This is a genomic window from Sodalis ligni (assembly GCF_016865525.2).
In the GTDB taxonomy this organism is placed as follows: Bacteria; Pseudomonadota; Gammaproteobacteria; order Enterobacterales; family Enterobacteriaceae; genus Acerihabitans; species Acerihabitans ligni.
This window is the reverse complement of sequence record NZ_CP075169.1, coordinates 6,384,760-6,406,237: the sequence shown is the minus strand read 5'-3', so window position 1 is coordinate 6,406,237 and position 21,478 is coordinate 6,384,760. Positions and strand designations below refer to the sequence as shown.

Here is a 21,478-nt window from a genome sequence, read left to right as displayed (position 1 = left end):
CTCCATAAGGTCTTTTCAGGGAAAACACGGCTTTTTCAAACCGGGATCAGCCCGCGGTCTTACCACCGTCTACGGTGAGGATATGACCGGTGACAAAAGCAGCACCGTCGGAGGCGAGGTAAAGCACCGCTGCGGCTATATCCTCGGGCTTACCGATGCGTGCCAAAGGTACGCCGGAGACCAGGGCAGCCTTGTTTTCCGGTGTACCGGTAAACCGATCGAGCATGCCGGTCTCAGTGGGCCCCGGCGCCACTGCATTAACCCGCACACCGGTGGCGGCCACTTCCAGCACGGCCGACTTGGTGATGCCCTCGACCGCATGCTTGCTGCCGGCGTAGACGGAGGCATAGGCCGCGCCTTCATGGCCATAGGATGAAGAGATATTGATGATGCTGCCGCTTTTCTGGGCGGTGAGTATACGCAGCTCATGTTTTAAACTGAGCAACGTGCCCAACACGTTGGTGTCAAAAGTGGCGGCATAGCTCTCAGCGGTTTGATCAACGATCAGGCCCGGTCGGCCTTCGGTGCCGGCATTATTAACCGCCACGTCGAGGCGCCCGAACCGTGCCACGGCCGCATCCACCAGATGGCGAACATCGTCGTCGCGACGAACGTCCGCCTGAATGAAAATCGCTTCGGCTCCGAGCTGGCGCAGTTCGGCTTCGAGGGCTAGGCCTTCGGCGGGTCGACGGCCGGAGATAACAAGGCGGGCTCCGGATGCGGCAAAGGCAAGGGCGGTGGCGCGACCGATTCCGGTCAGGGCGCCGGTGACGAGAACAACGGGAAGTTGCGACATGATTTATCCTCTAAACACAGATGATTAATGAGATTTCACGTTATCTTCCTACATGCCGGTATGCGAAGGCGTGCCGGTGCGGAAGACGTTTTCAGCAAACATTCACACCTAACAGGCATGGTCGGGAACGGACTCAGAGCTTCGAGCCGCCGTCCGCCCGCAGCGTATCCCCGGTGATCCAGCGGGCATCATCGGACGCCAGAAAGGCTGCCACCGCGCCGATATCATCAGGCCGAGCCATGCGTTTGATAGCCTGCATACCCAGCGTGAAATCCCGCCCTGCATCGGTCTTGGCAAAATTGGACATGTCGGTGGGCACCACGCCGGGAGCGACGGCATTGACTCGTATACCGCGCTCGCCCAGGGCGGCGGCAAAGTGCTTCACCAGCGTATCAATAGCGCCTTTGGTGGCGGCGTAGGCGGAAAGCGTCCCGACGCTGGCATGGGCGGCGAGGGACGATAGCAGGATAATGCTGCTGCCCGTGCACATCGCCGGCAGCAGTTGTTGCACCAGAAAATAGGGCGCACGCACATTCACCGCGAACAGGGCGTCAAAATCCTCCACGGTGGTATCCTCAATGGCGGCGGCCTTGGATATCCCGGCGTTGGCTACCAGAATGTCCAATCTGCCGCCGATAATATCCCGAACGCGCCGGGCCAGTTCGTGCGGGCCGTTCGGCGCCGCCAGGTCGGCCGCCAGCTTCTCCGCTTTGCCGCCACCCTGACGAATTTCGTCGACGATGGCCTGCGCCTCCAGCTCGCCGCTGCTGTAATGTACCAGCACCTGGGCGCCGGCGTGAGCCAACGCCAGCGCGCATGCCCGACCGATGCCGCGTGATGCGCCGGTAACGAGCGCCGTCTTGCCAGTGAGATTGATCATTTTCAGACTCCCGGTGGTATAGTTGAAATGTATGGGGCCATGTCCCGCAGGCGATTATCCCGCGACGTGGGAAGTGCTCTACCAGACCGCCATGTAGAGCAATGTAAGATTTAATATCGACGAGGAAAAAGACTTTATAAGCTGGCAGGCATGCCTGAAAAGCATGGGTCTGTGGGCAACGAAATAAAAGGAAGTATATGGAGCTGCGTCATCTTCGTTATCTGATCGCCGTCGCCGAGACCGGTAGCCTGACCGTCGCGGCGGAAAAAAGGCTGCACACCTCCCAACCGTCGCTAAGTAGGCAAATACGGGATCTGGAGGCGCAGGTAGGAGCCACATTGTTGATTCGCGGTCCCCGCGGCGTAGAGCTGACCGCTGCCGGCCACGCCTTTATCGGCCACGCGCGGCTGGCGCTGAATCAGGTGGATGCCGCCGTTGAAGCGGCCCGCAGGGCGGCTCAGCCATTAAAGCAGCGTTTGGTGCTGGGGTTTCTTACCGGCCAGGAAATGAAGTGGCTGCCTGAAGCCATGCATATTTTGCGCGACGAATTACCTAACATTGATATCACCGTTTCCAGCGATTATTCACCCGACCTTGCCGAAGCGCTGGCAAAGGGTAAGCTGGATTTGGCATTTCTGCGCGCCGAGCCCGGTTTCGATCTCGCCTACCGGGTGGTGGATTCGGAACCTTTGGTGGTGCTGATGCCCAGTGACCACCCGCTGGCTTCCCGCAAAAGTATTTCACCGCAAGACCTTGCCCATCATCCCTTCATCGGTATGGCCGATAAGGCCGTCGTATTGCGCGCCGCCATCGAGGATTACCTCGCACGCTCCGGGATAAGGGTTATACCGGCGCAAAAAGTGGATAATCCCGCCAAGGTCATGTCGCTGGTGGCATCGACCCGGGGCCTGACACTGATCCCCGCCTACGTCGAGAGCCTGATGCCCTGGTCAGTGGTAAGCCGCCCCCTGGCCGGAGAAGCGCCAAGGATTGATCTGGTGGCGGGTTACAGCCGGTCAAATTCGTCACCGGTTCTGGCGCTATTCCTGTCCCGGCTGGACGACCTTATCCATAGCGTGGCGCAAAAGCGGCGCTAAATCTGTAATAAAACGGAATAGACTATTATTCGCTTAAGAATATTCTCATCGGTCTGTTGCCAATAAAGATAATCGGTCCATGATTGGCTTGAAAAAATTATTTTATTCAGGTTCTCGCTCAACTCCTTATTATCCACCACGCAATTCCTCAATGGATTTTATTAAATGCCTGGCATTCGCCGATGAGCGCAAGAGGTAGGCGGTTTCTTCCAGTGATTCGTATTAGTCCAAGGACATCAGGGCATGCTCTTTTATTTAATTGAGCCAATGCGCAATAAACGCATTGGCTTCACGCCGTCAGGCCCCGGCGGGTTTGATGCCGATGCGGGCCGAGATGCGGGCCAACAGGGCATCGTCCGACACTCCCTGGAAATCTTCACGCGGCGTGTAAGGGGTTTCCAAGGCGGCGATTTCCTCCTCGGTCAGGACGATGTCCAGCGACGCCACCGCATCGGCAATATGAGAGGGCTTGCCGGCGCCCACCAGCGGAGCCGCCACCACCGGGTTTCGCCGCAGCCAGGCCAGGGCAATCTGCGCCCGGCTAACGCCCCTTGCACGGGCGACGGCCGCCACGGCATCGACGATGGCGCCATCGCTTTTTTCCTGGGTATAGAGCATATCGGCAAAAGGGTCGCTGCCTGAACGGCCGGTGGCGGCGCCACTCTCCCGGGCAAGACGCCCGCGGGCCAGCGGGCTCCAGACAATGATGCCGATGCCCTCATCTTTGCAAAGAGGCAGCATTTCACGCTCTTCTTCCCGCGCCAGCAGATTGTAATGATCCTGCATGGAGACAAATCGCGCCCAGCCGTGCTGGCGCTGCAGATGTAATATCTTGCTGAATTGCCAGGCATGCATTGACGATGCGCCGAGATAACGCACCTTACCGGATTTCACCACATCGTTTAGCGCTTCAAGGGTTTCCTCCAGCGGAGTCGCGTTGTCCAATCGATGAATCTGGTAAAGATCGATATAGTCGGTCCCCAGCCGGCGCAGGCTATGGTCGATTTCTGTGAAAATCGCCTTACGCGACAGTCCGGCGCCGTTGGGACCAGCGCGCATGGGATGGCGCACTTTGGTGGCGATAACCACGCTATCCCGATCGGCGTAATCCCGCAAAGCCCGGCCGAGGATCTCCTCGCTGGAACCTTGGGAGTACATATTGGCGGTATCGAAGAAATTGATCCCTGCTTCGAGCGCCTGTTTAATCAAAGGGCGGCTGGCGTCTTCATCCAGTGACCATACCGGATGGCCACGGTTCGGTTCGCCATAGGTCATGCAGCCAAGGGCGATGGGTGAAACGTCCAATCCGGTATTGCCGAGTTTTATATATCGCATAGCGGTTTCCTGTTGATGTCATCCAGGAAAACCGGATGCCGCCTACGGCGGTAACAATCATCCGGCTCCCCCGAAAGGGTGTTGCAGTACACGTCAACAGGTTATCCGGCATGGCGGAAACCTTTAATACTTCATCGTCCGGATAACTTACGCGAGCGTTCAAATTTAAAAGTGCCCGCCAGAACGACCGTTAAATTGTTTTCTCGAGCTTCACATTGGTCAGGCAGGTTTGGCTATCGTTTCCTGTGGCGAAAGGAGTCACGGCGGAAAGACCGTTGTAGGTCACGTTTATGGTTCCGGTAATATTTCTCGGCAGCCAGACGCCGATAAAACCGTTTTGATAACTGGTCATGTTATTGCTGGCAATGACCTTACCCTGTTGATCGATGATTTTTACCTTGAACGCGGTATTTTTTAATTCTCCGGTACAGGATGACAGATTATGGTTATAACAAGGATGGGTGTAGGTAATATAAGGGGCGAATGACAGATAAAACTTATCGCCGAGAGGGTAAGAATGCGCTTCTTTACCATCCGATACGGTAAGTTCGGTACTGGTGACGGCGGCGGAAAAGTTCAATGGCCGATCCTGCTGCAGGCGATTGATATATTCCACCATTTGTGGCGTTGTCTTATTTTCCAGACCATTTTTTGCCAGAAAAGATTGATCTTGAGCATAAGAGAACTGGCTGAACGCAGCCAGGGCTGAGCCCAGTAATATTGTGTTTATGGCGTAAGCCGATAAATTTTTCATGTTCAAATATCCTCGCAATGAAAAGAATGCACAGCCGATTCAAGCCGCTTTCTTTGCAAAGAAAGTGTTAAAAAGAATTTACACCTTCCCTAAGGGCAGGGTCAAAAGCTGATTTGAATAGAAGTGTAAATTTCTTTTGATTGACCGACGCTTAAAGACAATATGGGCCGTTCTTTGCATCAGACCTTGGACACCCTGGCGGAGTGAATCACAGACCCGCGGGAAACGCGCTGGCGGATTCATAGCGGCAGCACTAAGTAAGAAAACGTATTATCAGGATCACACCATAACCAAACGATGAAAACGCCTAAACAAATCGTAGTTTTCTTGGTTTTATTAGCCCCGTATACGGTTGGGCGGCGGATATCGCTCTGGGTATCGGCGGTTTTCTGACCACCTCACCCTATAAGGTGGACAGAGACGATCATTCGGTTTGGCCGGTAATCAACTATGACGATGATACCTGGTATATCCAAGGGGATGATGCCGGGCGCTATCTTATGAACGATGACGCCAATGAGCTGAAATTAAAAGCGTTTTTCTGGATCAGGAGTATAAGTCCAGCCGGGGAGCAATACGGCGATGCGCAGGCTGAACGATCGCCGGTCCACGGTGATGTCCGGTATAAGCTATCAGCGCACCCCCCGGATGGGGGCTGTGCATGTCCAGCTGGGGGGGGATATCCTGAATAACAGCCGGGGTGTTTTGGCTAATATCTCCTATCTGAATCAGGTGCGATTGGGCATGCTGACGGTCATACCGGAGTTCGGCGTGGATGGGGCCAACGGCCAGCAAACCCGCTACTATTACGGCGTATCGTCCATGGAGGCCCGCCGCAGCGGCTTGAGCGAATACCGACCTTCGGCGAATATTACGCCTTATGTTTCCCTGACCGCCGACTATAAGCTCTCCGAGCGGTGGGATACGTATGCCAGCGCAAGGGGCAATTTCCTGCCTTCAACGGTTCGTGACAGTCCGATGGTCGATGGGGATGAAATTTATGCATTCTCTTTGGGGATAAATTACAATTTCTAGCGTTTTTTTTAGAAAAGAGTCATTTAATAAAAATAAAATTATTTAAAATCAACATACTAGTACTATAAAGTAATATTAAGCCTAATATTACTTCTCCAATCACTTCGTTTATAAACTATTTATTATTGTTAAGGTAAAATACCCGGCATCCGCTGAATTCAATGAATGCAAGCTCCTCATTGCTCCCGGGGCTGAGTAGCTCTTTTACCACCGTCTCCCTTTCAGAGCTAATAGCTGTATATATGGCAACAAGATCCATTCAATCAATCCCGCGATTACCGTCATGGACGGTGTTGTGCGACTTCGACGGAACCATCAGTTTCAAAGACGTCACCGATACCTTATTGGATGCGTTTGGCATGCCGGGCTGGCAGGCGCTGGAGCAGCGATGGGAAAACGGCGAGATAGGCTCGCGGGAATGCATGGCAGGGCAAATTGCCCTGTTGGATACCTCCCGCCTTGAGCTGAACGAATGCCTTGCCACCCTGGCCATCGATCCGTGGTTTGCCGAATTCGCCGCTTATGCCCGCCGGCAAAACATACCGTTGCATATCGTCAGCGACGGACTGGACTACGCGATTAATCATATTTTGCAAACCCACGGCATAAGCGGCATACCGGTGATGGCCAACCGTTTGCGGCAGGTGAGCGAACGGCGCTGGGCGCTGGAGTTCCCCTATCATAACGCCAATTGCCTGAAGGCAAGCGGCGTATGTAAATGCGGCATAGCAAAAACCGTGGCGCCGGATAAATTTTTAATGATTGGCGACGGGCGCTCGGATTTCTGTGTCTCGCAAATCGCCGATCATGTTTTCGCCAAAGGCAGCCTGGTTGCCGAATGCCGGCGGATGGGCGTTCCCTTTACCGCCATGAAGGACTTTTCCCAGGCCCCCGCCGAGCTGGAGCGGCTTTTGCAGCAGCGGGAGAGCGCCTATCTGGCGCCCATGGAGCAGTTGATGATCCGGGGGATGTGTGATCAACCATCATGATTTTATGCTGGAAGGCGGCAACATCGGCGTTCTGTTGATCCATGGCCTGACCGGTACGCCCACCGAAATGCGGGGAGTGGGGCGGGAATTCAATCGGGCCGGTTTTACCGTCTACGGCATGCAGCTGGCCGGCCATTGCGGCGATGTGGACGATCTCATCGCCACCAATTGGAAAGACTGGTACCAAAGCGTTATCGACGCCGCGGAGAAACTGCGCTCGCAGGTTGATTATCTGTATGTCGGCGGCCTGTCGATGGGGGCGGTACTTGCGCTGAAATATGCATCCGATTTTCCAGAGCGCACCCGCGGCGTGCTGGTGTACGGCGCGACGTTCCGCTTCGACGGCTGGACGGTTCCGCTCATTACGCGAATACTGGCGCCGGGGTTCCTGATAATGACGGATATACTCCATCTCGGCCGCCGCCGTATCTTCAACGAAGAGCCGCCCTACGGCATACGCAACGAGCAGCTGCGCCGTAAAATTTCCCAAAGCATGTTAAGCGGCGACAGCGGCGCGGCCGGTTTGGCGGGCAACCCCTGGCCTTCCTTGAGCCAGCTGGTTTACCTGACGCGGAACGTGCGCCGCTCGCTGCACCGGATAACCTCGCCCTGCTTGATTATGCATGCGGAAAATGACGATATCGCCCATCGCCGCAACGGCGAACTGGTACGTGATAACGTTCGCGGGCCGGTGAAGATGGTACTGCTGAAAAACAGCTACCATATGATTACTATTGATAACGACCGACGGGAGCTGGTATCCCGTTCCATAACCTTCATTCAGCAAAACGTTCCGCAGACGGATCGTAACGGCGGCAGCCAGCTTAGCGTCCCGGGCCTGCAGGCAGGGCTGAATTCGACGATGCAGAGCGCATGACAAAGGGATACAAGACCAGGTCATGAGCAAATTAACCATTCTTCTATGGGTGATGAACGTGCTGGTGGATACGCTGGGCCAGCTGGCTTTCAAAGCCGCCGCATTGTCCGGTACAGCCTATTCCGGCCTGGCCCATTGGCGCCATATGCTGTCCCATAAATGGATTTGGGTCGGTATTTTCAGCTATGTATTCGAATTCCTGTTGTGGCTGGCCTTCTTGTCGCTGGTGCCATTGTCGGTTGGGGTCATGCTGGGCTCAATCAATATTGTAGCCATCATGGTAGTCGGCCGCATTTGGTTCAAGGAAAGCCTGAGCAAATGGCGGCTGATAGGCATTTTGCTTATCGCCTGCGGTGTTTTGGTTGTGGGTATCGAATGATGAAACGCTTTTATGTGTTCGGCTTCCTGGCGCTGATGCTGTTTGATACCCTGGCCCAGGTGAGCTTTAAATACGCCTCGCTGCACGCCGCGCCGCTGATGATGGATGTCCAATGGCTGGTTCGCGTGTTCGGCCATCCGTGGATCTACGGCGCCTTTATCGGTTACATCGGCGCTTTTTTTACCTGGATGACCCTGTTGAAATATGCCCCGGTGGGGCCGGCCTTTGCCGCGTCGCATCTTGAAATTATCAGCGTCACCCTGGTGTCCGTCTGGCTATTTGACGACCAGCTCAATCCGGTAAAGGCCATCGGCGGCCTGCTGATATTATCGGGCATCCTCTGCCTGGCCAAAGGCGAGACCGCCGTTTCGTGACGCGCTTCCCTCCCTTGGTGGAAATTCCGCCCACCGCCGGCCTACCCGCGCAATGGAGCGATCTTCTGGCTTTATCCGGCAATCTGGCCGCCGGCCTGGCGCAACAGCTGTCAATTCCCCTCCCCGCACTCACCTGTTCCGGGACTGCCGCCCTGATCGTGGCGCTGCGGGTATTGCAGCAGCGCTTGCCCGGACGGACCGCCTTGATAGTTCCGGCATATACCTGTCCCCTGGTGGCGCTGGCCGTTCATTTCTGTCCGCCTTTGCGCGTTGTTCCCTGCGATCTTGCGCCTGGCGGCATCAGTCTGGACGCCGGGCAGCTGGCGTCGCTGTGCGATGAACAAACGCTGGCGGTGGTGGTAACGCACCTTGCCGGCCGGGTGGCCGATGTGGACAGCGCACGGTCCATAACGGCAAAGGCCGGGGCCGCGATAATCGAGGATGCCGCCCAGGCGATGGGGGCCCTGGATGAAGGCCGCAGCGTAGGGCTCAAAGGCGACATCGCTTTTTTCAGTATGGCTCTGGGGAAAGGATTGACTACCGCGGAAGGCGGCGTGCTGTTCAGCAGCAATCCCGAGCTGAACCTGGCCTTACAGCGGCAATGCCGGCAGGATTTGGCGTTCAGCATCGGCTGGGAGCTGAAGCGGATCGCCGGGCTGTGGGGATATACGGTGTTTTACCGGCCCCACGGCCTGTATTATGTCTATGGTAAACCGCTGCGACGCGCCCTGGCCAATGGCGATATGGTGGCGGCGGTGGGGGATGATTTTTCAGCGCAGGCAATCCCATTGCACACCCTCGGGCGTTACCGGCAGCGGGTCGCCGCCGCTGCGCTGGCGCGATTGCCCGCTTTTCTCCGCCAGGGGCGAGAACGCGCCCTGCGTCGGGTCGATTTGTTAAGGCAATTACCGGGTGTCGGCGTCGTGGCGGATTCGCCGGACAAGCAGGGCACCTGGCCGTTTATTCTGTTGCTGATGCCGGATAATAAAACGCGTGATGCGGCAATGGAGAGCCTTTGGACCTCGGGATTGGGCGTGACCCGCTTGTTTATTCACACCCTGGCGGGCTACCCGGCGGTAACGTCTTTTTTACAGCCGAAGCTGTTGTCTCCCAACGCGCAAGCCCTTGCGACCCGCGGCCTGTCCATCACTAACAGCCCATGGCTCTCCGACGACATGTTCGGACGGGTACTGGCGCAATTGCGGGCTGCACTGGGTTAATTCCAACAGCCGTTTATCCGCTCAAGCAGCCGCTGGTTCAGCTGATTTTGCCGTTGCTGCCAGGCCAGCGCCTCGGCAATGGAGGGTTCCCGCTGTCCGTCCGCGGCGCTGAGCCAACGCTTGAAGCAGCTCAGATAACGGTAAACCGACACTTCCCCGGTAATATCAGCACCGATAAGCCGTCCCCGGCAGGCATCAATCAATTCATTCAGATGCCGTTCCTGAAACGATCCCTGATCCCAGTTGGTATTCACCACCTGAGGACTCAGCACATCTTTATCGATGGAGAGGTAAACCGATTGCCGGCTGCCGGAGCGAAAGCGCGATAAAAAATCCGTCATCAATCCATCGGCATCGTTATAACGACGACTGCTGTCCTTTGCTCCCAGCCAATTAAGCCAGCCGGTGTCCACATTGATATTCCAATAGGAGAGTTTTTTTCTCATCAATGGCCGCCAGTGATTCTCCCAGGCATGGCCGAGAGCGATATCCGATGAACCGATACCCAGAACATGAATATGCTCAACCTGCGGCAGCAAGCTGGCCCAATATACCCAAGATCCACAATGGATACCGAAAGGATATCGCATATTATCCGGATGGTTATCACAAATCACGAGCTGGAACGGCGGCTGTTTAACCTGGCGCTGCAATAACAGATGCGTCAGGTGATGGTAATCGCCGCTGCCGGTGAATACACAGCCATAATCAACGGCAAGCTGTTGTTCCAGCGCGGCGACCAGCTGTTGGAACCGCGGCCAGCGGCAGCCGAAACGGATGCTTTCCTGCCAGTCTTGCAAAGGAATGTGCACAGCGCTGTCGATATTTTCCAGCGTCACTGAATCATCAAAATTCAGAATCAACGGCGGTCGAGACTGGGTCATGATAGTCTATCCTGATGCCAGCGCGTATCGCTTTCAAAATAGTGCCGAAACCGGTTTAAAACCCGGCGCAACAGAGGATTACGCACCCACGCCAGATGAACGGTAAAGGTGAATTGGGCGCCGAGATCGGCTTTTACCTGGGGGTCGGTCCAGCCCGCCACATAATAACGCAATCTGTTTTCAAGGGCATATTCCAAATTGGCAAACCAGCTCACAACGTAAAGATTAGACTCTAATGCCAAGGGATAATTTAAACCAATATATTTATCGATCAGCTTATCACCCCATTGATAGCACAGATTATCCCCCACTAATTCCTCCCCCATCCAGTAGCAGAATCCCCGCCCGCCGCTATTGGCATCCAGCAGCAGCCCGGCAAAAAAATCCGCGCTGAGCAAATCAAAATGAATTTCGCTTTGGTCATAGACCGCCTGATAAAGTGTATAAAGCCGTTGCCGCCAAAGCGCATCGTGAAAGCGATTATCGCCGGTGTGCAACACTTCCAGCCGTAAATCCCGCCTGCTGCGCAGCTTACGGCGAATATTGCGCCGACGGCTATGGGATAAGCGCGACAAATAGTCGTCTACATCCTTAAAATCAATGGGCACATAGGCTAACGCCTGCCCCTCCACCTTTATAAATCCACGGCCGGTACATTCAGCTATCAACGCTTGGGAATAATGATTATCCCGATCTTGCAGCAACGGTGAATTCTGCGGTACATCTTTAATGATGGTGATTTTTTTTTCCCCGGCGCAATGGCGTTGGATCCATCCGGATAATGCCTGCGGCGTAACATCGGCCGGGAAAGGCGAATATTCATTGACGATGGTGCCGATAAAATTGGTATCGACACTGAGCCACCGGCGCCATAAACCAGATCCGGGCCAGCGAAGCAATTTTATAAGCACGTCTTTATCCATCGTGGTCAGTAAATCAAACCGGGTGGAAAAATACGGCAGTCCACTTTCTGACATCCGGACGTTAAAACCGACCGGTGGATACCGGTGAAAATTCAAGATGAGCGCCTGGGGTTCTATATTGTTTACATAAATAACCCCCGGGCGACTATGGCCAGTCATAAGTCGCGTCCGAAATCAACATTCAAAAAAAAGCGCACCGATGTGCGCTTTTTACCACGTACGCTTACAGTTCGCGTTTCGCACGACTAATTAATTGATCCAGCAGTTCCATAGCCTGATCGATTTCGCACCTGCTGATTTCCAACGACGGCGCGAAAGTGATGACATTCTTGTAATAACCGCCCACATCCAATACCAGGCCCATTTTCTGGCCTTTATAATCCAGGGTGCCGGACAGGCCGATGTCCACCATTTTGTCCAACAGCGCTTTGTTCGGCGTAAAACCGTCGGCTTCGCAAAGTTCAGCGTGCAGAGCCAGGCCCAGCCCGTCCACATCGCCAATTTCCGGATGGCGGAGTTGCAGCGCTTTCAGCCCTTCGAGGAAATAGGCGCCGCTGTTCATAACCTGGGTTTCGTAATCTTTTTCCGCCAGCATGTGCATGACTTCAAGACCGACGGCGGTACCCAGCGGGTTAGAAGCAAAAGTGGAATGGGTAGAACCTACCGGGAAGGTCACCGGATTGATCATTTCTTCACGAGCCCAAATACCTGCCAGCGGATTCAAGCCGTTGGTCAGCGCTTTACCGAATACCAGCACGTCCGGGGTAATACCAAAGTGTTCTATGGACCACAATTTACCGGTGCGGTAAAAGCCCATCTGAATTTCATCCACCACCAGCAGAATACCGTGATCGTCCAGTACTTTTTTCAAGCCCTTATAGAAGTTGCGCGGCGGGATAATATAGCCGCCGGTACCCTGGATGGGTTCGATATAAAATGCGGCAAACTCGGCTTGCCGCACTTTCGGATCCCACACGCCGTGATACTCGTTTTCAAACAGACGGGCAAAATCAGCGATCAATTTGTCCGCATACTCTTCCGGCGACAAGCCTTTCTGGCGCCGGAAGGGGTAAGGGAAGGGGATAAACTGCGCTCTTTCGCCGAAGTGGCCGAACCGGCGGCGATAACGGTAGCTGGAAGTAATGGCGGAAGCACCCAGCGTCCGTCCGTGATAGCCGCCTTCAAAGGCGAACATCCGGCTCTTGCCGTTGCAAAAGTTACGCACCAGTTTCAGTGAGTCATCAATGGATTGTGAACCGCCTACATTGTAATGGACACGTCCCGGCAGGCCGAATTTCTTTTCCATGTCCTGGGCAATGATTTTACTGAGTTCAATTTTCGTCGGATGCAGATATTGGCTGGCGATTTGCGGTAGCACATCGATCTGATTTTTTAAGGCATTGTCCAGCCGCGGATTAGCATAGCCAAAGTTGACCGCGGAGTACCACATTTGCAGATCAAGGTAAGGTATGTCATGTCCATCAAATATATAGCTGCCCTGACATCTTTGGAAAATCTTAGGCGGATTCACATAATGGACTGTGTCTCCAAATGAACAGTACTTTGCTTCATCTTCCAACATCTGTGCTTCAGAAAGCGTCATAACATTACATCTCCGGCCAAGAATTAACTTGGCAATATGGCTAATTATGTTTAGTGGAAGTTATTATATCGAGCAAATAAAACCGGAGTGGCTGAATCCAACATCATGTTGTAGTGCCGTTTATAATTCGCTTCTCTAATGACATTTCAACGATTTCCGGCAGGGCAAGAAAATACTCATAAAACCAATAAATAACAATAGGATACATCACACTTCTTTTATTAACCTTAAGGATTTAAAAAATTAAAACTGTGAGTATTTATTACATTTTGGCGAGAAATGACAAGCTTTCACTCCTTCGCCGCCGCTACCGTCTGTCGGTAAAGATGCGGGTTTTCTTCTCAACCCGGCTATTCCATGGCGCAACCAGTTCTGAAACGGGCAACGTGTCGGGCCTCACATGATGTCTCTTTCTTTCCTCATGGCATGGAACGCCTATATGCTATGCGAATTAAGTAAAAAAGGGTAAACAGGCTGAGGAAAAGATAAGTATTTGGTTTGTACTTGTCTCACCCTGCCAAGCATTTGAAGACATATGTTCTGTCCTGTTAATCAAGTTGTGAACAATTATTGAATGTATACTGAATTTATCATTAACTTTTATTCTTTTACGAAGGAGTAATAAGGTTATTTAGCGTTACTTGTCGTTGTTAACTTTTATTTTTATAGCAGGAGGTCGTATGAAAGCATTGAGCATGGTTGCATTGGTATTATTGATTATTGGCGGGTTGAACTGGCTACTGGTGGGGTTGTTCAGATATGATCTGGTGGGCGCCATTTTTGGCGGACAAGAAGCCACCTTGGCGCGCGTGGTATATACCATCGTCGGCATTTGCGCCTTATATGCGTTAACGTTTATCCCTCGCGTCGGCTTACTTCAGCATCATCACCAGAGCCATTAACGGCGAGCCGGCTTGGCGTGCTCTCAAGCGCCGGCGTATTTTCGTTCCCGCCATTGTTCAATCCTCAGGGGTGTAAAAGCGGGCCGAAATCGCCGGCGGCTTTGTCCAGGGCGATCTGCGCCGGCGCCAGTTTGCTGTACCGCGCTTTTAAATCGCTCAATGGCGCGTAATATCCCAGACTTAAGGCGGCCAGCTGCCGATGGCTGCCGGTTTCCACAGCCTCTATTTCCACCGCGGCGCCGCCCCGTTCCAGAGGCGCGGCAAACATGGCGGTACTCAGCACATTCAACGACGGAGAGACGGTGGAAACATCGGTAATGGCGGCACGCACCTCGGCGGGCCGGCCATCAGGAGACTGGGGTAAAAGCTCAAGCTGATGCTGTAGATCGGTCCGTAACGCAGCCAGCAAGGCGGTGCGTTTTTACCCGCCCCTTCCCACCGCCGTAATAGCGGTACGGGCCGGATTCAACGCAACCGGCGTCTTAAGCGAACGTTCTCCTTTCGCTGAAACCGGCGACAGGCGCTGGTAATCGGTTAGAAAACCGCTCTGCCTGGTGGTCATGGTAGTCCCGCAGGCGGACAAAAACAGCACGGCAACGCCCAACCACAGTCCGGAGGTGAAAAACGGGGGCCTATCCGTACAAAATCGACTCATCTGCAAGCTCCACGCCTTATCAACACGGTTACCGATTCATTATCGACTATACCTGCTCATTAAACACCCTGGAAATACCCTTTAACCGGCGGATAAATCATCATTATTGGCGTTTGTTCATGCCATCAATGCGGGCGGCGTTGAATCACTGAAGAAGCCCAACACTAAGGAGCCGGGCGCTGAGCGATAATGATCGACCATAATATTTCCAGAGCGTGAACGGCCTGTTGGTGCTGTGCACTTTGGTTATCCGTCTTATACCGTTCGCCGAAATTTCCCGCTTGGGACAGTAACAGGCTTTCAAAAAACCCTTCCCCAACCCGATTCTTATATAGATACATCAACATTGCCAGACCGGGAAATTTTTGGTCATCGAGAAATTTCGCCTCCCGTTTAGCGCGGCTTACAGAACGTTCATTACGAGAGGAAGTCGCCAGACGGTTCAGGGCTATACCGATACGATAGATGAGTTTTTCAATGCTGCCGGCCATGCCGTTTTTTCTTTCCCACTCCGATGCCAATGGAATCGCGAATTCCTCAATAATCTTTTCGGCAATCTCCCGGTCCCGTTTATCTAAAGCAAACAAGGGCGGCTCCACGGACGGTACAAGCACTGGCCGGCTTAACGTTTTATCAAAAGCATCCGAGAGATAATTGCCGACGGCGTTCAGGGTATTCAACATTATCGCCGGTACCGAATTTTTAATACGGAGCAAAGTATCCCGGCCCGTTAAGAAAAAGCGGCACGCCAGTGCCGCTAATGTCTGTCCGATCCGGCGTAGTCTGGCGATAAACGAACCCTTCTCCGCGGCCACGGCGTTGTCGGATGAAGTAATATGAAGAGAGGGCTTCGGAAGATTCAGATTAGACACTTTCATTGATCAATCCTTTGCTGGTTAACGCCCGAAAGGAGAAGGGTAATAAACACCATACTTCTCGGGAAGTAGCTATTTTTTATCGGCTTATGGCTAAACGCTCGTTAAACAGCAAAACATTAATCTTTCATATACTTATTAAAGGACCGCCAGGCTATCGTATTTTCTCCAGCGGAAATTTAGGACCGAAATAATCCAGAAGCAGATAAAGAGCCCGATCACCCAATAACCGACATTGCCCATGTTGTCGTTGAGATAAGCGATGAGATCCCAGAAACCACCATGCAAATCAAACTGGCCGGCAATCAGTCCCAGCGTTTCCAGGCCGCCGATAAACAGCGCGATAATGACCGAGGTGGCGGTAATGGTCATATTGTAATAAAGCTTGCGCACCGGTTTGGTGAAAGCCCAGCCATACGCGCCCACCATCACGAAATTATCCAGCGAGTCGATGAGCGCCATGCCGCTGGCGAACAGTACCGGAAACACCATTATCGACCAGAGGGACATTCCCGACGTCGCGCCGGCAGCGGATATTCCCAGCAGTCCCACTTCAGTGGCGGTATCAAATCCCAATCCGAACAGAAAGCCCACCAGGTACATTTGCCAGCTTTTATTAACGAATCTAAAGGCGAAACGAAATATCCGCGTCATCAGGCCACCGTTTGCTGCCGCCAGCGTATCAATATCCAGACCGCTGACAGCCTCACCTTTTTTGATGCGCTGGAAGGTTTTATAAACGGTACGCAGGATCGCTAAATTTATCAGGGCGACAGTCAGCAGAAAAAAAGCCGAAACCAGGGTGCCGATAATACCGCCATAGTCATGTATCCACCCCATCTGTCCCTGAAATGCCAAGGACGTCGCCGCGATGGCGGCGCAGGCAATGAGCACAATAGTGGAATGGCCTAACGAAAAATAGGCGCCGACGGATACCGGTTGCTGGCCTTGTTGCATCAGCTTGCGTGTAACGTTATCTATAGCGGCAATATGATCCGCATCCACCGCATGGCGTAAACCATAACTGTATGCCAGCAGCGCTGCGCCTATCAGGGCGGCGTTATGCTTAAAAACCAGCAAGGCCCACGCCCAGGCGATGATATTGGCCGCCAGCAACAGCGCCAGCAGGGAAAGTGCCCTCTTTTTAGCGCCGGTTTGTTTAACGTTAGTCATTATGTAGCCTATTGATAAAGGTCACCCAGCAAAATGGATAACATAAAATACGCCATTCATAATAATTATTTTTTGATCTTACATGGCTAAAGTATAGGAACGAGGCAATTTTACCGAGGGAGCGCGGCGGCGTACCGGTCAGAAAACAGGGTTTGAACAGCTCATCAAGGCCTGTTCTTTTTCGGCTTGGGGGAGATCATTTCCACCTGGGCGGCGGGATCCATGGCCTCAACGGCTTTTTGCAATTCAGCCAGCGCGAATTTGAGTGACGCTATTTCCTGATGCAGTGCCTGTACTTCCAGTGAGGCGCGATTGGCTTTGGGAAAGGCGTCAAGCACGTCGTTTTCTTCAAACATCCGTACCTGACGGTTATCCAGCTGCACCAATTGATATTTCAACCGCCCACTGTTGATAGCGTTATAGATAGTCTTGCGACTGACCATCGCGATTTCAATCACTTGGCTTATTCTTAACATCGCATATCTCTGACGTCGCTATCCGGTCGAGTGAGGTCCCATGTGGTCATTCTACCGGGTACTGATAGCTTCAGTGAACAACTTTGCGTTTTCCGGCGGCGATTTTCTAGCGATTTTGTTACCCTGCTCAATATCCGACAGCGGCGCAAAAAGCGACTGAATGACCGCCACTTTTTCGCAGCTGGGATCGATAGCCATCAACACCACCACCGTTGGCTTCACTACGCTGTCCGGCTCATCGCTGCGGTGAAATTCCACCCCGGCGTGATTGATGGCGACGGCAAAGCCTGTTTTATTAACGTGCTCGAATTCAGTATGCGGAATGGCGATACTGTGGGTTTCCATATCGATTCCGGTGGGGTACTCCGCTTCCCTGTCCAGCACCCCCTGCAAGAAGCTTTCCTTGACGAAACCATCTTCATGCAGGCTTTTCGCCATCTGGGTAAGCAGGTCGGTACGGCTTATCGGCCGGTTAATAGTGAATATACGATTTACGCTGAACATGCCGGTTATTCCCCTATGCTCGCCTGAGTCGACTCGGATTGCATCAGCTCCTGGTCCTCAAGCCTGATTTTTTTACGGTTCCACAGCGCCAACAGCAGGGCGCAGATTATCAACACGGCGATACCGATGGTTTTGAAATAGAAACCCTTGATGATCACCCAGGGCAGCATGGCGCCGGCGTAATCGACGCTGCTGATGCTGGTGGCGCCGTGGGGCAACGAGAAACCGGTACTGATGGCTGTACTGGTCACCAACGGCGCCAGGGCGGTACCAATCAGCAGCGCCAGGCTCAAGGTGATCAGCCCGTTAAGCAGGGTACGGAACATATCGCCGCGGCACACGGCGGTAACCAGCACGAAAGCGAACGGCAGCCCGGTAAGGGAGGCGAAGGGCAGAAATTCATTGCCCGGTATAATAGCCGCCAGGATCAGCATGATGGGAATCATCAACATGGAAACCGACAAGGTTACCGGATGGCCGACGCTTACGGCGGAATCAAGACCGATGGAAATCCGGCCGAACGAGCCTGCCCGGGATTGCGCGATTTCCTGAATACGTTCACTGATTGGATAGACTCCCTCCATCAGCATCTTGGCCATGCGGGGGATGATGGTCATTACCGCCGCCATGGTAATGGCGGTTTGCAAAACAGACTTCACATCGACACCGGCGATAATGGCCAGGATAGCGCCGATAATCGCCCCCAGGCAGGCGGGATCGCCCAAAATGGACAGTCGTTTCTGGATAACGTCGGTGTCGATTTTAATATCGCGCACGCCGGGAATTCGATCAACGATGGCGTTCACCAGCCAGGCCGCGGGAACAAAAGAGGCTGAAAAACCATGCGGCACCGAAATGCCGGGTAAATTCAGGTACTTTTCCACATCAGCGGTAGTCCGGTCGGCAATCACCATGGTAACGATGCAGTTGAGGCCGGCGGCCAATACTCCCAGCCAGAGATTGCCGGTGATAATCGCCACCAGCGAACCGGTAAAGGCATGATGCCACAAATTCCAAATATCCACGTTCAGGATCCGGGTGGTTTTGGTATAAAGCATCAAAACGTTAATAGCCACGCAGACGGGTATCACCAGCGCGCCCACCCGGGTTCCCATGGCGACGGCCGCGGCGGCGGGCCAGCCCATATCCAATACGGTGAGATGCAGACCGAAGCGCTGGACGATGGCGTTACTCACCGGTGTTAAGGAATCGATCATCAGATTAACGGTAATGCTCAATCCAATAAAACCAATCCCCACCATCAAACCGGCTTTTATGGATTTCGATATGGATAACCGCAATATCAGGCCGAGTATGATAAAAATCAGCGGCATCATTACCGATGCGCCCATGCCGACAATGTAATCAATGATAAACATGGCTTAACCCTCAGCGAGAATCAACGCTTTAACGCTAGTGAAGACTTTATCGGCACCCATGCCGGTCAGCAGGGGCAAGGCATTTATTACCGGAACGGAGACTTTTACCGGCGAGGTGGAAACGATAAAGTCCAGATCGCTGTGGGTAATGGCTTCCGCCACCGTGCCCTGAGAGATGCGCACTTTGTCCAGCAGGTTCTCGCTTTTCAGATAGGCTTCCAGTTTTTTTAACGCCACGGTACTGGTTGCCACGCCCGCGCCACAGCAGATCATCATATGTTTCATGTTAATTCCCGGCTTGAAGAGGTGGAATGATTAAAACATGTTAAGTGAATAGTAAATGTGATCAGTGTGTAATTTTACACACATAAAACACATAAAATGGATCATGAGTCATAGATTATTAATTTATCTATTGATTTATAAGTATTTATTATTTTAGATGGCTATTATTATCATAATAACAGTGTGTAGAATTACCCTTAAGGCACATCATCGGCTCCGCCAAAGCGGTCCCTTCCGCCCGCTGTTCTTATTGCCGGCCCTGGCCGCGCCGCGCCGGCCGGCCCGCGGTTATTAACGATCCTTTCCGCGGCGCAATGAGGTAAAGTATTATTCAGAGCGATGAATGCTGATAAAAGGCCAGGGGTAATGACGGATATTTCATGCGTATTGTTTGATTGCGACGGCACGCTGGTGGACAGCGAGATTCTCTGCTGCGAAGCCTATGTCATTTTGTTCGCCAGATACGGTATTCACATCACTCTGGAACAGGTCGTCAAAGAATTCAAAGGGATAAAACTCTACGAAATCATCGATCGCGTTAAACAGCGGTACCCGCTGTATCAGCGTGTGGACATACTGGAAACCGAGTATCGTGCCGAAGTGGCGCGTCTGTTTGATGAGCGCCTGGTGCCTATCGATGGAATCCGAGAACTGTTGCAGCAGATAATCGTACCGCTGGCGGTGGTATCCAACGGACCGGTGAGCAAAATGCAGCACTCCCTTGGGCTGACGGAATTACTACCCTTTTTCAAAAACCGGCTGTACAGCGGCTACGATCTGCAACGGTGGAAACCGGACCCGGCCATTATTTACCATGCCGCCGCCCAATTACAGGTGCCGGTGAATCAATGCCTGTTGGTGGAGGATTCCGCCGCCGGAACCCAGGCCGGTATTGCCGCCGGTATTCCGGTGTTCTATTACTGCGCCGATCCCCTTAATCCGCCCATCCACCATCCGCTGGTGACCCGCTTCGATGCCATGAGCCAGCTATCGGAATTATGGCGCACACGCGGATGGGCGCTTACCCGCAATTAGTCATCACCTCCAATATATGTATATACTCAAAATAATTCGAGTTGCAGGAAGGAGGCAACGCAGCGACAAATCTGTTTGGAATAGAGTTGAACAGCGCAACCGCTGGCCCGCAGGGTGAACCTCAGGGATGAGGTTCATCAATCACCAGGAGCTTTACTACTTCTGGTAAAATAGGTAAGTGGCTGGGGTGAGCGAGCTGGAAACATTAATCGGCACGACGAGCAGCCAATTACAAATACGCGGAGGATTAAACTCTGCGAGGTCAATTAACTATCTACTTATACTAGATAATTCGAATCAAATTTTGTCGTCCACATTCCATCTTAGATAAAATCTTAAATTATCCATAGAGGCATACCGTTCACCATTGTAACGTGTAAAGAGCATTTCGCCCTTATGCGCCGCCAAGGATATAATCGCTGAACCAAAGTGTCGTTGATTATGGCAGTAGTGTTTGTGATCAAAGTAGTGTTTTTCAACATAAATCAGCATTCCCAAGCCCGGATGCTTAGGATACTCATGCAAAATATCCGAGGCGCATTTCCTGATGTAGCCTCCAGGATCATGAGGAAAGGCCGGATCAGCCAGCCGTTTTACAATGATACCAATATAAAACACAAACAACTCTATGCCATGTTTGCTATCGTTAGCATTTGGCAATTTAACCTTGAATTTTTCAATAATTCCTCGTACCAGTTCAATGGAATCCTGATTCAGCTTAGGAATATTCTGTGCTTTACCGAAGCGTTTTTTTGTCGCGAAGGATATTCGCAGGCAGCCATCTTCAATACTTGCACATAAACATATCAGTGGAAGTAATAAGCATTGAGCCGGCGTCAGGTAACGGCCATACTCTGTGTCAGAGGAAGTTGAAGTTGAACTCAAGGAAGATTGACTAGCACGCACATTGTTGAGGCCAGCGAATGAGGTTTGATGGCTACGATTTTTATTCAACTCTTCGGAATTATTCGCGGATGAGTGCACATTTCTTGTAAAGATATTTCCCATAATAATCCTTTAAGTATTAATTACCCTATCCATCTCTGCC

General features: G+C 52.7%; 25 protein-coding genes and 1 pseudogene. 9 read left to right on the top strand and 17 right to left on the bottom strand.

What is annotated here, in order from left to right; translation table 11 throughout:
• Positions 1-46 precede the first annotated feature (46 nt).
• Positions 47-796 carry a glucose 1-dehydrogenase gene (locus tag GTU79_RS29775; protein ID WP_203524239.1) on the bottom strand — a complete coding sequence of 250 codons (750 nt, stop codon included), beginning with the start codon at positions 794-796 and terminating at the stop codon, positions 47-49.
• A gap of 133 nt (positions 797-929) precedes the next feature.
• Positions 930-1,676 (bottom strand): SDR family NAD(P)-dependent oxidoreductase, encoded by a 747-nt coding sequence (locus GTU79_RS29770; RefSeq protein ID WP_132924099.1) that lies wholly within the window; start codon positions 1,674-1,676, stop codon positions 930-932.
• A 197-nt stretch (positions 1,677-1,873) separates the two neighbouring features.
• Here GTU79_RS29770 and GTU79_RS29765 point away from each other — a divergent pair, with 197 nt between their 5' ends.
• On the top strand, positions 1,874-2,773 hold the full coding sequence (locus tag GTU79_RS29765) for a LysR family transcriptional regulator (protein WP_203524238.1): 900 nt from the start codon (positions 1,874-1,876) through the stop codon (positions 2,771-2,773).
• A gap of 129 nt (positions 2,774-2,902) precedes the next feature.
• Here the strand turns inward: GTU79_RS29765 and GTU79_RS29755 are convergent.
• The 3 genes and pseudogenes from GTU79_RS29755 to cueP all read right to left on the bottom strand — a co-directional run.
• A pseudogene (locus GTU79_RS29755) lies at positions 2,903-2,995 on the bottom strand (type II toxin-antitoxin system Phd/YefM family antitoxin); the annotation flags it as partial.
• A gap of 75 nt (positions 2,996-3,070) precedes the next feature.
• Positions 3,071-4,108 carry an aldo/keto reductase gene (locus GTU79_RS29750; RefSeq protein ID WP_203524237.1) on the bottom strand — a complete coding sequence of 346 codons (1,038 nt, stop codon included), beginning with the start codon at positions 4,106-4,108 and terminating at the stop codon, positions 3,071-3,073.
• A 190-nt stretch (positions 4,109-4,298) separates the two neighbouring features.
• The gene (gene cueP, locus GTU79_RS29745) at positions 4,299-4,862 is read right to left on the bottom strand and encodes a copper-binding periplasmic metallochaperone CueP (RefSeq protein ID WP_203524236.1); all 564 of its coding nucleotides are present in this window, start codon (positions 4,860-4,862) and stop codon (positions 4,299-4,301) included.
• A gap of 582 nt (positions 4,863-5,444) precedes the next feature.
• Between cueP and GTU79_RS29740 the strand changes: the two genes are divergently transcribed.
• From GTU79_RS29740 to GTU79_RS29715, 6 genes are all read left to right on the top strand, one after another.
• A complete protein-coding gene (locus GTU79_RS29740) occupies positions 5,445-5,897 on the top strand; it encodes a MipA/OmpV family protein (RefSeq protein WP_214513609.1) in 453 nt (150 codons plus the stop codon).
• 242 nt (positions 5,898-6,139) lie between these two features.
• Positions 6,140-6,886, top strand: a complete 747-nt coding sequence (locus GTU79_RS29735) for an MtnX-like HAD-IB family phosphatase (protein WP_203524234.1) — start codon at positions 6,140-6,142, stop codon at positions 6,884-6,886.
• A complete protein-coding gene (locus GTU79_RS29730) occupies positions 6,870-7,763 on the top strand; it encodes an alpha/beta hydrolase (RefSeq protein WP_132924105.1) in 894 nt (297 codons plus the stop codon). Before GTU79_RS29735 ends, GTU79_RS29730 begins: the two co-directional genes overlap by 17 nt.
• 22 nt (positions 7,764-7,785) lie before the next feature.
• Positions 7,786-8,142 carry an EamA family transporter gene (locus GTU79_RS29725; protein ID WP_203524233.1) on the top strand — a complete coding sequence of 119 codons (357 nt, stop codon included), beginning with the start codon at positions 7,786-7,788 and terminating at the stop codon, positions 8,140-8,142.
• Entirely contained in the window at positions 8,139-8,516 is a 378-nt protein-coding gene (locus tag GTU79_RS29720; RefSeq protein ID WP_203524232.1) for a DMT family transporter, read from the top strand. The genes GTU79_RS29725 and GTU79_RS29720 overlap by 4 nt, the downstream gene beginning before the upstream one ends.
• A complete protein-coding gene (locus GTU79_RS29715) occupies positions 8,513-9,736 on the top strand; it encodes a DegT/DnrJ/EryC1/StrS family aminotransferase (RefSeq protein WP_203524231.1) in 1,224 nt (407 codons plus the stop codon). Before GTU79_RS29720 ends, GTU79_RS29715 begins: the two co-directional genes overlap by 4 nt.
• On the opposite strand, the gene GTU79_RS29710 is transcribed toward GTU79_RS29715, so the two are convergent.
• The 3 genes from GTU79_RS29710 to GTU79_RS29700 form a co-directional block, all read right to left on the bottom strand.
• Positions 9,733-10,620, bottom strand: coding sequence for a hypothetical protein (locus GTU79_RS29710; RefSeq protein ID WP_203524230.1), 888 nt, complete (start codon positions 10,618-10,620; stop codon positions 9,733-9,735). The two genes, GTU79_RS29715 and GTU79_RS29710, sit on opposite strands and share 4 nt — an antisense overlap.
• On the bottom strand, positions 10,617-11,597 hold the full coding sequence (locus GTU79_RS29705; protein WP_214513608.1) for a peptidogalycan biosysnthesis protein: 981 nt from the start codon (positions 11,595-11,597) through the stop codon (positions 10,617-10,619). The genes GTU79_RS29710 and GTU79_RS29705 overlap by 4 nt, the downstream gene beginning before the upstream one ends.
• Before the next feature lie 169 nt (positions 11,598-11,766).
• Positions 11,767-13,125 (bottom strand): aspartate aminotransferase family protein, encoded by a 1,359-nt coding sequence (locus tag GTU79_RS29700; protein ID WP_253073711.1) that lies wholly within the window; start codon positions 13,123-13,125, stop codon positions 11,767-11,769.
• 701 nt (positions 13,126-13,826) lie between these two features.
• Between GTU79_RS29700 and GTU79_RS29695 the strand changes: the two genes are divergently transcribed.
• On the top strand, positions 13,827-14,048 hold the full coding sequence (locus GTU79_RS29695; RefSeq protein WP_203524227.1) for a DUF378 domain-containing protein: 222 nt from the start codon (positions 13,827-13,829) through the stop codon (positions 14,046-14,048).
• Between the two features lie 64 nt (positions 14,049-14,112).
• Here GTU79_RS29695 and GTU79_RS29690 read toward each other — a convergent pair whose 3' ends face one another.
• From GTU79_RS29690 to GTU79_RS29655, 8 genes are all read right to left on the bottom strand, one after another.
• Positions 14,113-14,457: a DUF3313 family protein gene (locus GTU79_RS29690; protein ID WP_214513607.1), complete on the bottom strand. Its 345-nt coding sequence runs from the start codon at positions 14,455-14,457 to the stop codon at positions 14,113-14,115.
• A gap of 12 nt (positions 14,458-14,469) precedes the next feature.
• Positions 14,470-14,703, bottom strand: a complete 234-nt coding sequence (locus GTU79_RS29685) for a hypothetical protein (protein WP_214513606.1) — start codon at positions 14,701-14,703, stop codon at positions 14,470-14,472.
• Positions 14,704-14,867: 164 nt separating this feature from the next.
• Positions 14,868-15,581, bottom strand: a complete 714-nt coding sequence (locus tag GTU79_RS29680) for a hypothetical protein (RefSeq protein WP_203524226.1) — start codon at positions 15,579-15,581, stop codon at positions 14,868-14,870.
• A gap of 135 nt (positions 15,582-15,716) precedes the next feature.
• Positions 15,717-16,751: a HoxN/HupN/NixA family nickel/cobalt transporter gene (locus GTU79_RS29675; RefSeq protein ID WP_203524225.1), complete on the bottom strand. Its 1,035-nt coding sequence runs from the start codon at positions 16,749-16,751 to the stop codon at positions 15,717-15,719.
• A 164-nt stretch (positions 16,752-16,915) separates the two neighbouring features.
• Complete coding sequence (locus GTU79_RS29670) at positions 16,916-17,209, bottom strand: DNA-binding protein (protein ID WP_253073456.1); 294 nt, start codon at positions 17,207-17,209, stop codon at positions 16,916-16,918.
• Between the two features lie 69 nt (positions 17,210-17,278).
• Entirely contained in the window at positions 17,279-17,731 is a 453-nt protein-coding gene (locus GTU79_RS29665) for a PTS sugar transporter subunit IIA (RefSeq protein ID WP_214513605.1), read from the bottom strand.
• Positions 17,732-17,736: 5 nt separating this feature from the next.
• Positions 17,737-19,110 (bottom strand): PTS galactitol transporter subunit IIC, encoded by a 1,374-nt coding sequence (locus GTU79_RS29660; protein ID WP_203524223.1) that lies wholly within the window; start codon positions 19,108-19,110, stop codon positions 17,737-17,739.
• A 3-nt stretch (positions 19,111-19,113) separates the two neighbouring features.
• Positions 19,114-19,395 (bottom strand): PTS sugar transporter subunit IIB, encoded by a 282-nt coding sequence (locus GTU79_RS29655; RefSeq protein ID WP_132924117.1) that lies wholly within the window; start codon positions 19,393-19,395, stop codon positions 19,114-19,116.
• Positions 19,396-19,761: 366 nt separating this feature from the next.
• On the opposite strand from GTU79_RS29655, the gene yieH reads away from it, so the two are divergent.
• Entirely contained in the window at positions 19,762-20,430 is a 669-nt protein-coding gene (gene yieH, locus GTU79_RS29650) for a 6-phosphogluconate phosphatase (RefSeq protein WP_203524222.1), read from the top strand.
• A 297-nt stretch (positions 20,431-20,727) separates the two neighbouring features.
• Here yieH and GTU79_RS29645 read toward each other — a convergent pair whose 3' ends face one another.
• Positions 20,728-21,438, bottom strand: a complete 711-nt coding sequence (locus GTU79_RS29645) for a hypothetical protein (protein ID WP_203524221.1) — start codon at positions 21,436-21,438, stop codon at positions 20,728-20,730.
• Positions 21,439-21,478 lie beyond the last annotated feature (40 nt).

Bases quoted from the DNA above. Each gene is read 5' to 3' on its own strand.
- yieH (WP_203524222.1), top strand. From the start codon at position 19,762: ATGACGGATATTTCATGCGTATTGTTTGATTGCGACGGCACGCTGGTG.
- GTU79_RS29720 (WP_203524232.1), top strand. From the start codon at position 8,139: ATGATGAAACGCTTTTATGTGTTCGGCTTCCTGGCGCTGATGCTGTTT.
- GTU79_RS29695 (WP_203524227.1), top strand. From the start codon at position 13,827: ATGAAAGCATTGAGCATGGTTGCATTGGTATTATTGATTATTGGCGGG.
- cueP (WP_203524236.1), bottom strand. From the start codon at position 4,862: ATGAAAAATTTATCGGCTTACGCCATAAACACAATATTACTGGGCTCA.
- GTU79_RS29735 (WP_203524234.1), top strand. From the start codon at position 6,140: ATGGCAACAAGATCCATTCAATCAATCCCGCGATTACCGTCATGGACG.
- GTU79_RS29680 (WP_203524226.1), bottom strand. From the start codon at position 15,581: ATGAAAGTGTCTAATCTGAATCTTCCGAAGCCCTCTCTTCATATTACT.
- GTU79_RS29775 (WP_203524239.1), bottom strand. From the start codon at position 796: ATGTCGCAACTTCCCGTTGTTCTCGTCACCGGCGCCCTGACCGGAATC.
- GTU79_RS29765 (WP_203524238.1), top strand. From the start codon at position 1,874: ATGGAGCTGCGTCATCTTCGTTATCTGATCGCCGTCGCCGAGACCGGT.
- GTU79_RS29750 (WP_203524237.1), bottom strand. From the start codon at position 4,108: ATGCGATATATAAAACTCGGCAATACCGGATTGGACGTTTCACCCATC.
- GTU79_RS29740 (WP_214513609.1), top strand. From the start codon at position 5,445: ATGCGCAGGCTGAACGATCGCCGGTCCACGGTGATGTCCGGTATAAGC.
- GTU79_RS29725 (WP_203524233.1), top strand. From the start codon at position 7,786: ATGAGCAAATTAACCATTCTTCTATGGGTGATGAACGTGCTGGTGGAT.
- GTU79_RS29655 (WP_132924117.1), bottom strand. From the start codon at position 19,395: ATGAAACATATGATGATCTGCTGTGGCGCGGGCGTGGCAACCAGTACC.
- GTU79_RS29665 (WP_214513605.1), bottom strand. From the start codon at position 17,731: ATGTTCAGCGTAAATCGTATATTCACTATTAACCGGCCGATAAGCCGT.
- GTU79_RS29700 (WP_253073711.1), bottom strand. From the start codon at position 13,125: ATGTTGGAAGATGAAGCAAAGTACTGTTCATTTGGAGACACAGTCCAT.
- GTU79_RS29710 (WP_203524230.1), bottom strand. From the start codon at position 10,620: ATGACCCAGTCTCGACCGCCGTTGATTCTGAATTTTGATGATTCAGTG.
- GTU79_RS29770 (WP_132924099.1), bottom strand. From the start codon at position 1,676: ATGATCAATCTCACTGGCAAGACGGCGCTCGTTACCGGCGCATCACGC.
- GTU79_RS29645 (WP_203524221.1), bottom strand. From the start codon at position 21,438: ATGGGAAATATCTTTACAAGAAATGTGCACTCATCCGCGAATAATTCC.
- GTU79_RS29685 (WP_214513606.1), bottom strand. From the start codon at position 14,703: ATGAGTCGATTTTGTACGGATAGGCCCCCGTTTTTCACCTCCGGACTG.
- GTU79_RS29705 (WP_214513608.1), bottom strand. From the start codon at position 11,597: ATGTCAGAAAGTGGACTGCCGTATTTTTCCACCCGGTTTGATTTACTG.
- GTU79_RS29675 (WP_203524225.1), bottom strand. From the start codon at position 16,751: ATGACTAACGTTAAACAAACCGGCGCTAAAAAGAGGGCACTTTCCCTG.
- GTU79_RS29660 (WP_203524223.1), bottom strand. From the start codon at position 19,110: ATGTTTATCATTGATTACATTGTCGGCATGGGCGCATCGGTAATGATG.